8 protein-coding genes are annotated in these 6,877 nt (G+C 55.2%); 3 read left to right on the top strand and 5 right to left on the bottom strand.

The window, feature by feature from the left end; all coding sequences use genetic code 11:
* The 3 genes from nrdD (QZ377_RS11375) to nrdG all read left to right on the top strand — a co-directional run.
* On the top strand, nucleotides 1-1,393 hold a 1,393-nt coding region (gene nrdD, locus QZ377_RS11375), incomplete at its 5' end, for an anaerobic ribonucleoside-triphosphate reductase (RefSeq protein ID WP_291441260.1).
* Between the two features lie 180 nt (nucleotides 1,394-1,573).
* A complete protein-coding gene (gene nrdD, locus QZ377_RS11370; protein ID WP_291441259.1) occupies nucleotides 1,574-1,744 on the top strand; it encodes an anaerobic ribonucleoside-triphosphate reductase in 171 nt (56 codons plus the stop codon).
* Entirely contained in the window at nucleotides 1,737-2,264 is a 528-nt protein-coding gene (gene nrdG / locus QZ377_RS11365) for an anaerobic ribonucleoside-triphosphate reductase activating protein (RefSeq protein WP_291441258.1), read from the top strand. The genes nrdD (QZ377_RS11370) and nrdG overlap by 8 nt, the downstream gene beginning before the upstream one ends.
* Nucleotides 2,265-2,559: 295 nt before the next feature.
* Here the strand turns inward: nrdG and QZ377_RS11360 are convergent, their stop codons facing one another.
* From QZ377_RS11360 to QZ377_RS11340, 5 genes are all read right to left on the bottom strand, one after another.
* Nucleotides 2,560-3,648 (bottom strand): bacteriohemerythrin, encoded by a 1,089-nt coding sequence (locus QZ377_RS11360; RefSeq protein WP_291441257.1) that lies wholly within the window; start codon nucleotides 3,646-3,648, stop codon nucleotides 2,560-2,562.
* A 234-nt stretch (nucleotides 3,649-3,882) separates the two neighbouring features.
* Nucleotides 3,883-5,037 carry a cysteine desulfurase NifS gene (nifS, locus tag QZ377_RS11355; protein WP_291441256.1) on the bottom strand — a complete coding sequence of 385 codons (1,155 nt, stop codon included), beginning with the start codon at nucleotides 5,035-5,037 and terminating at the stop codon, nucleotides 3,883-3,885.
* A gap of 4 nt (nucleotides 5,038-5,041) precedes the next feature.
* Nucleotides 5,042-5,878, bottom strand: a complete 837-nt coding sequence (gene nifU, locus QZ377_RS11350; protein ID WP_291441255.1) for a Fe-S cluster assembly protein NifU — start codon at nucleotides 5,876-5,878, stop codon at nucleotides 5,042-5,044.
* Nucleotides 5,862-6,305 (bottom strand): Rrf2 family transcriptional regulator, encoded by a 444-nt coding sequence (locus QZ377_RS11345; protein ID WP_291441254.1) that lies wholly within the window; start codon nucleotides 6,303-6,305, stop codon nucleotides 5,862-5,864. Before QZ377_RS11345 ends, nifU begins: the two co-directional genes overlap by 17 nt.
* 34 nt (nucleotides 6,306-6,339) lie before the next feature.
* On the bottom strand, nucleotides 6,340-6,877 hold a 538-nt coding region (locus QZ377_RS11340), incomplete at its 5' end, for a homoserine O-succinyltransferase (protein WP_291441253.1).

The raw sequence follows: 6,877 nt of genomic DNA, 5'->3' as shown, positions 1-6,877 counted from the left end.
GGGCCGCAGGCTTGGCGAAGTTGCCCCCGAAGGGCAGGAGGCCACGGTGGCCGGGGCCCACGCCTATGCTGTTGAAGAAGCCCTCAAGTACACCGAGCGCCGCACATATCAGGCCATGGAAGCCCTTATCCATAACCTGAACACCATGAATTCCCGTGCGGGCGCCCAGGTGCCTTTCAGCTCCATCAACTATGGCACGGACGTTTCAGCCGAAGGGCGTATGGTCACCAAAAATCTGCTCAAAGCCACCAAGGCGGGGTTGGGGAATGGAGAAACCTCCATTTTCCCGGTGCAGATTTTCAAGGTCAAGTCCGGGGTCAACTATAACAGTGAAGATCCCAACTACGACCTTTTCAAACTGGCCATAGACGTTTCAGCCATGCGGCTTTTTCCGAACTTCAGCTTCCTGGACGCTCCCTATAACCTTCAGTACTACAAGCCCGGCGACTACAATACCGAAGTGGCCTATATGGGCTGCCGCACGCGTGTGCTCGGCAACGTGTACGACAAGGACCGTGAGGTTACCTGCGGACGCGGCAATCTGAGCTTCACCTCCGTGAACCTGCCCCGTCTGGGGTTGGAAGCCCAGGGTGATATAAAGAAGTTTTACGCCTTGCTTGACGACAGGATTGACCTGGTTTTCCGTCAGCTTATGCACAGGTTTAAGGTGCAGTGCTCAAAGAAGGTGCGCAACTACCCCTTCCTGATGGGCGAGGGCATCTGGCTCGATTCCGACAAGCTTGACTGGGATGACAGTGTGGAAGAAGTGCTCAAGCATGGCACGCTGACCATGGGCTTTATCGGCCTGGCTGAAACCCTCAAGGCTCTGCTTGGTGTGCATCACGGTGAAAGCGAAGAGGCGCAGAAGCTTGGCCTGGAGATCGTTCGCCACATGCGCAAGCGCTGCGATGAAGAAGCGGAAAAAACCAAGCTGAATTTTTCTCTTATTGCCACCCCGGCGGAAAGCCTCAGCGGCCGCTTTGTGGGACTGGATAAGGCCAAGTTCGGCAGCATTCCCGGTATTACGGATAAAGATTACTACACCAATTCCTTCCATGTGCCGGTATACTATCCGATCAAGGCGTTCAAAAAGATTCAGATCGAGGCTCCTTACCACGCCGTAACCAATGCAGGCCACATCACCTATGTGGAACTGGACGGCGATACGTGCAAAAATCCTGAGGCTTTTGAAAGCATTATCCGCTTTATGCACGATAACGGCGTGGGCTATGGTTCCGTCAATCACCCCCTTGACCGCGACCCCCTGTGCGGCTACGTGGGCGTGATTAATGGTTGCTGCCCGCGGTGCGGGCGCAAGGAAGGCGAAGGCATCAGCCAGGAATTGCTGGAAGAACTGCGGAAAAAATATCCGCATATTCCCAAATGGAACTAGGCCGGATCACCCATTGCAGCGTCATGCGTTGTAACGGCTAGACAGCCGGAACCGGGTTTTTCGGACGTATCCGCGCCGCACGGAATGAACACAGTTGATTTGCGGCGCTCTGTAGCTACGGCGGCCGCTGTTGCGGCCTGGAATATTCACTGTATTGTTTCAAGACCAAGGAGAAAACCAATGTTGATGAAGTCGCGTCTGTACGAGGAAGTGAAGCCCACACAAACGCTGGTGGGGCAGGGCGTGGGTTTTGAACGCACCCGCCGTATCACCGGCTATCTCGTGGGTACGCTTGATCGCTTCAACAATGCCAAGCGTGCCGAGGAGCGCGACCGGGTAAAGCATGCCTGAAGATATGATGTCGCAGCCCCTGCGCCTGTCCGGCATTGTGGAGGAATCCATAGTGGACGGGCCGGGGCTGCGATATGTGCTTTTTACCCAGGGCTGTCCCCATCGTTGCCGGGGTTGCCATAATCCGCAAACACACAGCCTTGAGGGCGGCTTTCTTTTTACCGCAAAGGCCGCTCTTGAGCAGTTTGATGGAAATCCGCTGCTTGCGGGGGTGACCCTTTCCGGCGGAGAGCCTTTTTTACAGGCCGCTTCTTTATGTGCCGTAGCTCAGGGCGTGCACGAAAGGGGTAGAACAGTGGTTACCTATACAGGGTATACATTTGAAACCCTGCAGGAAATGGCTGTTCGTGACCCTTGGATTGCACGCTTGCTGGACCTGACGGACCTGCTGATTGACGGGCCGTATATGGAAGAGTTGCGGGATATGGAACTACGCTTCAGAGGCAGCTCCAACCAGCGGCTTCTGGACAGGTCTGGGCGCAAACGCCTTGTGGCGGCTTTGCCTGTTTCTGCAATATGACAAGTATGTTCGCGCCGGCTTGAAAAGGCGAAGAACAGGCATGCAGAACCTGTAAGTTTTAACAGATGCTTCGGGCCGGATAGTCCTGGTTTTACTGCCAGTTGCCCGGAATACGGTGCGCGGCTCCCCATGTTGTTACGGATGGCCTGGGCGCAGTCAGACTGCGCTGCTGATCGCCGTGAGTGTGTGCCGTAAAAACATATATTCTCTCAAGGTAACATACGTTAAAAAGACAGAGCCTCCGCTCAAAAAGCGGAGGCTCTGTCTTTCTGCCGCCTGGAACCAAGGCTCCAGCTCAAACGGCCTGAGCTGCTGCTTCCATATCTGCTGCGGTCTCTTCTTCATCATCAGATTTTTTCGTACCATGCTTCTGGGCTACGTAGGGAGCGAATGAGACGTCCATACCCTGTATGTGTTCCACAAGCCATGTCTTCAAAAAGTCCAGCAGGGCAAGGTCCACACCCGATTTGCCTTCAAGCACGGATTCGCGGAAGAGAAGAACTTTGTCTCTGAATTGCTGATGTATTTCAATATGCGCCTTTGCCGCCGGGTAATCGGAATGGGCGAAGAAGATTTCTTCCGTATTGAAGTGCGTAAAAGCGTAACCGGCCAAAGCATCAAGTATTTCCAGCAACAGATCAGAAGCTTCAGCCTGCATGATGCCACGGTGCAGCTTGTTAATGTATGAAAGCAGCAGTTTGTGCTGCCCGTCAATAACAGGAACGCCGGTGGAAAAGTTGTCCGACCATTGAACATACTCTTCCTTCTGTTCCACCTGATTGGTAACCGGATCTGTTTCCGGGTCGCCCAAAAATGCGGTCATCTGTTCCACATAGCTTTCGCAGTATTCAAGTTCGGCAATGATTTTGTCCAGCCACTGCACAGTAAAACCGTTAAAAAGCGATTCTTGTGCCAATTGGGGATGCACTTCAAGAAATTTCCTGATCTGTTCGGCCTGATCAGTAGAAAGCTTGTGCATTTTGCCCACCACTTCGTGCAGGCTGTCTCTAATCATGATTTGGCCGGTCATGGCGATTTTGTATTTTTCGCGCCATTCGGCGGATTCATGCTGAAATTTTTCAAGGTCGCGCAAGTTTGCAGTCAGAGTACGTGAACGCTCTTCACCGTGAGCGGTCATAAGGTCCGCCAGTTCGCGCAGGATGCCACAGTCCGTATCGTGAGGCAGATGGAGCGTCCCGGGCTGCTGAAGACTGTGGGAAATGTTTTTCATGGGCTTGAGCAGGTCTTGGTAAAGAAAATAAAGCCCGCTGAAGCCGCAGAGCAGACCCGCGCCGCCCGCCATGTATGATATGGGAAAGGGCATGAGCAATCCGGCCGCGCTTACGGCGGGAGCCAGGGCCAAAAGTATTATGAATACAGGCATACGGCATCCTTATATCTACGGGTGTGGCCTTTGCTGCGGGCTGACCGTCAGGCTCCGGCCGGGGGGGGCTACGCTGAAAATGTAGGAAGCTGCCGGGTGGCAGGTCAATAGATAAGGAAAATATTTGATTTTTTGAGGCTTGAGTCTGGCGAAGTCCCGCCGGGGTTTATCTGGAATTGTTCCAGTCCCCGGCGGGGTGAACGTTCGTGCTGTCTTGTTCTTATCAGATAACTGTTAGTCTTTGAAGGGCGAGATGGCTCTGAGGGTTTTGATAACCTGAGGAAAGTGCTCAATAACAAAATCTACGTCATCTTCGGTGGTGTAGCGTGACAAGGAGAGTCGTACAGAGCCGTGGGCATAGTTAAAGGGTACACCCATGGCCCTGAGCACATGCGAAGGCTCAAGACTGCCTGAAGTGCAGGCCGAACCAGAGCTTGCGCAGATGCCCAGCCTGTCCAGCATAAGCAAGATAGCTTCGCCTTCCACATTTTTGAAGGCGATATTTGTCGTGTTGGGCAGGCGGTTTTCCACATCGCCGTTGACCATGCAGTCCGAGATGCGTTCCAGAATACCGGCTTCAAGCTTGTCGCGCAACATGGCTACCTGTACGCGCTCTTCCTGCATATGATCCAGGGCCAGCTGGGCGGCTACGCCCATTCCCACAATATAGGGTACGTTTTCTGTGCCTGCCCGGCGTCCACGTTCCTGATGCCCGCCGCGCAGGAAGGGGCGGAAGCGCACCCCCTTGCGGATGTACAGGGCCCCTATGCCCTTGGGCGCATGCAGCTTGTGGCCGGAGAGCGAGAGCAGGTCGGCAGGCAGATGTTCAAGGTCTATAGGTGTTTTGCCCACAGCCTGCACAGCATCGGTATGAAAGAGTATGCCTTTTTCGTGCGCCATTTCTGCCATGCGCTGTATGGGATAAATGTTGCCGACCTCATTGTTGGCAAACATGATGGATACAAGCGCAGTGTCGTCGGACAGAGCCTGTTCGTATTCGTCTATGTCAAGCCTGCCCTTGCTGTCCACGGCAAGGTAGGTGACGCGGTGACCGTGCCGCTCCCAGTGTTGTATAACGTTAAGCACGGCAGGGTGTTCAACACGGGTGGTGATGATGTGACGTTTGTCGGGCTGGGTCTGCAGGGCCGTCCATATGGCTGAACTGTCACTTTCCGAGCCGCACGAGGTGAACAGTATCTCATCGGGGCTGGCCCCGAGAAGGCTGGCCAGGCTTTGCCTGGCATTTTCCATCGCCTCGGCCACCTGCCCGCCAAAGGTATGCATGCTGGAGGGGTTGCCGTACAGTTCGGAAAGGTAGGGCAGCATGGCATCCAGCACTTCGGGAGCCACAGCGGTGGTGGCATTATTGTCGAGATAAATGGTTCTCATGTCCCTACGCCTCCTCAACCACAATATCGGGTTCCACATGTTCACGCAAGAGGCGCTGCACAAGGTCGCGAATGGTCACATCACTGGCGCGGCACTGTGAACAGCGCCCGCGCAGGGACACGACTACCCGCAGGCCGTCCACATCAACAAGCTCGATATCACCGCCATCGGCGGCAAGAACGGGGCGGATTTCTTCTTCTATGGTCTTGAGCACCAGTTGCATGCGCTGCACGTTGGTCATGCGCGGCTTGGGCTTCAGCTCTACCATCGGCTTTTGCTTGAGCTCGGCAGCAAGGATTTCGCCGATTTCGTCCAGGCATTCGCCGCAAGCACCGCCGGCCTTGGTGTAGTTGGTGACCTCTTCCACGGTCTTGAGGCCGTTTTCGCGAATGGCGCGGATGATTTGTGCATCGGTAACGCCGAAACACTTACAGACCAGCTTGCCCTCTTCGTGCGCGTGCGGCACGGGTGGCTCGCCCCTCCACTGGCGGATGGCGGCTTCCAGCGCTTCCTGCCCCATGACGGAGCAGTGCATTTTTTGCTTGGGCAGACCACCCAGGGCATTGGCGATGTCCTTGTTGCTGACCTTGAGGGCGTCTTCAACAGACATGCCCTTGATCATATCCGTGAGCACCGAGCTGGAGGCAATGGCGCTGGCGCAACCAAACGTTTCAAAGGTAGCGTTTTCGATAATGCCCTTGTCGCTGATCTTGAGATAGAGCTTGAGCGCGTCGCCGCAGGCCAAGCTGCCTACCTCGCCAATGGCATTGGCTCCTTCCAGCGGCCCCACGTTGTGCGGGCGCAGAAAATGATCATGAACGGCTTCAGTGTAATTCCACATAATTGCCTCCCGAAGCGGAGTGCTTCTCTGATTCTATGATTTCCTGCAGGGTTCTTTGCTGCAGAAAGCTGCGTATATGTCCGTCAAGTTCGCTCCAGAATCCACGGGTGGAGCACTGTTTTTCCCTCTGGCATGAGCGCCCCTTGCTGAGGCAGCGCACTGGAGAGATTTCACCTTCAAGGTGCTGAAAAACTTCTTCCATATTGATGTCCGCAGGCGGTTTTGCCAGGGCGTAGCCGCCACCGGAGCCGCGCACGGCCCGGAGTATGCCCATGGGCCGCAAAGCCCGGACGATTTGCTCCAGGTAGCCCGAAGAAATGTTTTCCTCGCGGGCTACCTGCCCCAGTTGCAAAAGGCTGCCCTGGGGCTGGGCTGCCAGACGCAGCAGAAAACGCAATCCATAACGGGTTCTGGTCGAAAATCGCATAAGGTTCCTCGTTTCGGCAAATGGCCGGATTAGGCTATGCGCCAGCCCGCGCTTCGCGATTTTGGGCGATGGCGGTAAGGCTGAACGGAGTTTCCTGATACACGTAATAGTTAAGCCAGTTGCAGTAAAACAGATGCGCGTGCGCCCGCCAGTTCATGCGTGGCATGGTGGAGGGATCGTCATGGGGATAATAGTGTTCCGGCACGCGTGGCTTCAGGCCTTTGTCCACATCGCGGCGATATTCCGCGTCCAATGTGCCTCTGTCGTACTCCAGATGGCCGGTCATGAAAACCTGTGAGTGGTCAACCCGCTCCACAAGCGTTACCCCGGCTTGTTCCGACTGGGCAAGCAGGCGCAACTGCGGCGTTTCAAGGATGTTCCCTGCGCGCACTTCGGTATTGCGGGAGTGCGGCGCGGTAAATGTGTCGTCAAAACCGCGGAAGAGGCGGCAGTCCGGCTGCAGAATGTCGTGGCTGAAGATTCCTGAAATTTTTTGCGGCAGACCGAATTTGGGGATGCCGTAAAAATGGTACAGCGCAGCCTGGGCCGCCCAGCAGATATACAGGGTGGAA

The organism is Desulfovibrio sp. (assembly GCF_019424165.1).
Lineage (GTDB): Bacteria > Desulfobacterota > Desulfovibrionia > Desulfovibrionales > Desulfovibrionaceae > Desulfovibrio.
The sequence above is the reverse complement of the archived record's forward strand: the minus strand, read 5'-3'. Positions and strand labels throughout refer to the sequence as shown.

Bases quoted from the DNA above. Each gene is read 5' to 3' on its own strand.
- nrdD (WP_291441259.1), top strand. From the start codon at position 1,574: ATGTTGATGAAGTCGCGTCTGTACGAGGAAGTGAAGCCCACACAAACG.
- nrdG (WP_291441258.1), top strand. From the start codon at position 1,737: ATGCCTGAAGATATGATGTCGCAGCCCCTGCGCCTGTCCGGCATTGTG.
- QZ377_RS11360 (WP_291441257.1), bottom strand. From the start codon at position 3,648: ATGCCTGTATTCATAATACTTTTGGCCCTGGCTCCCGCCGTAAGCGCG.
- nifS (WP_291441256.1), bottom strand. From the start codon at position 5,037: ATGAGAACCATTTATCTCGACAATAATGCCACCACCGCTGTGGCTCCC.
- nifU (WP_291441255.1), bottom strand. From the start codon at position 5,878: ATGTGGAATTACACTGAAGCCGTTCATGATCATTTTCTGCGCCCGCAC.
- QZ377_RS11345 (WP_291441254.1), bottom strand. From the start codon at position 6,305: ATGCGATTTTCGACCAGAACCCGTTATGGATTGCGTTTTCTGCTGCGT.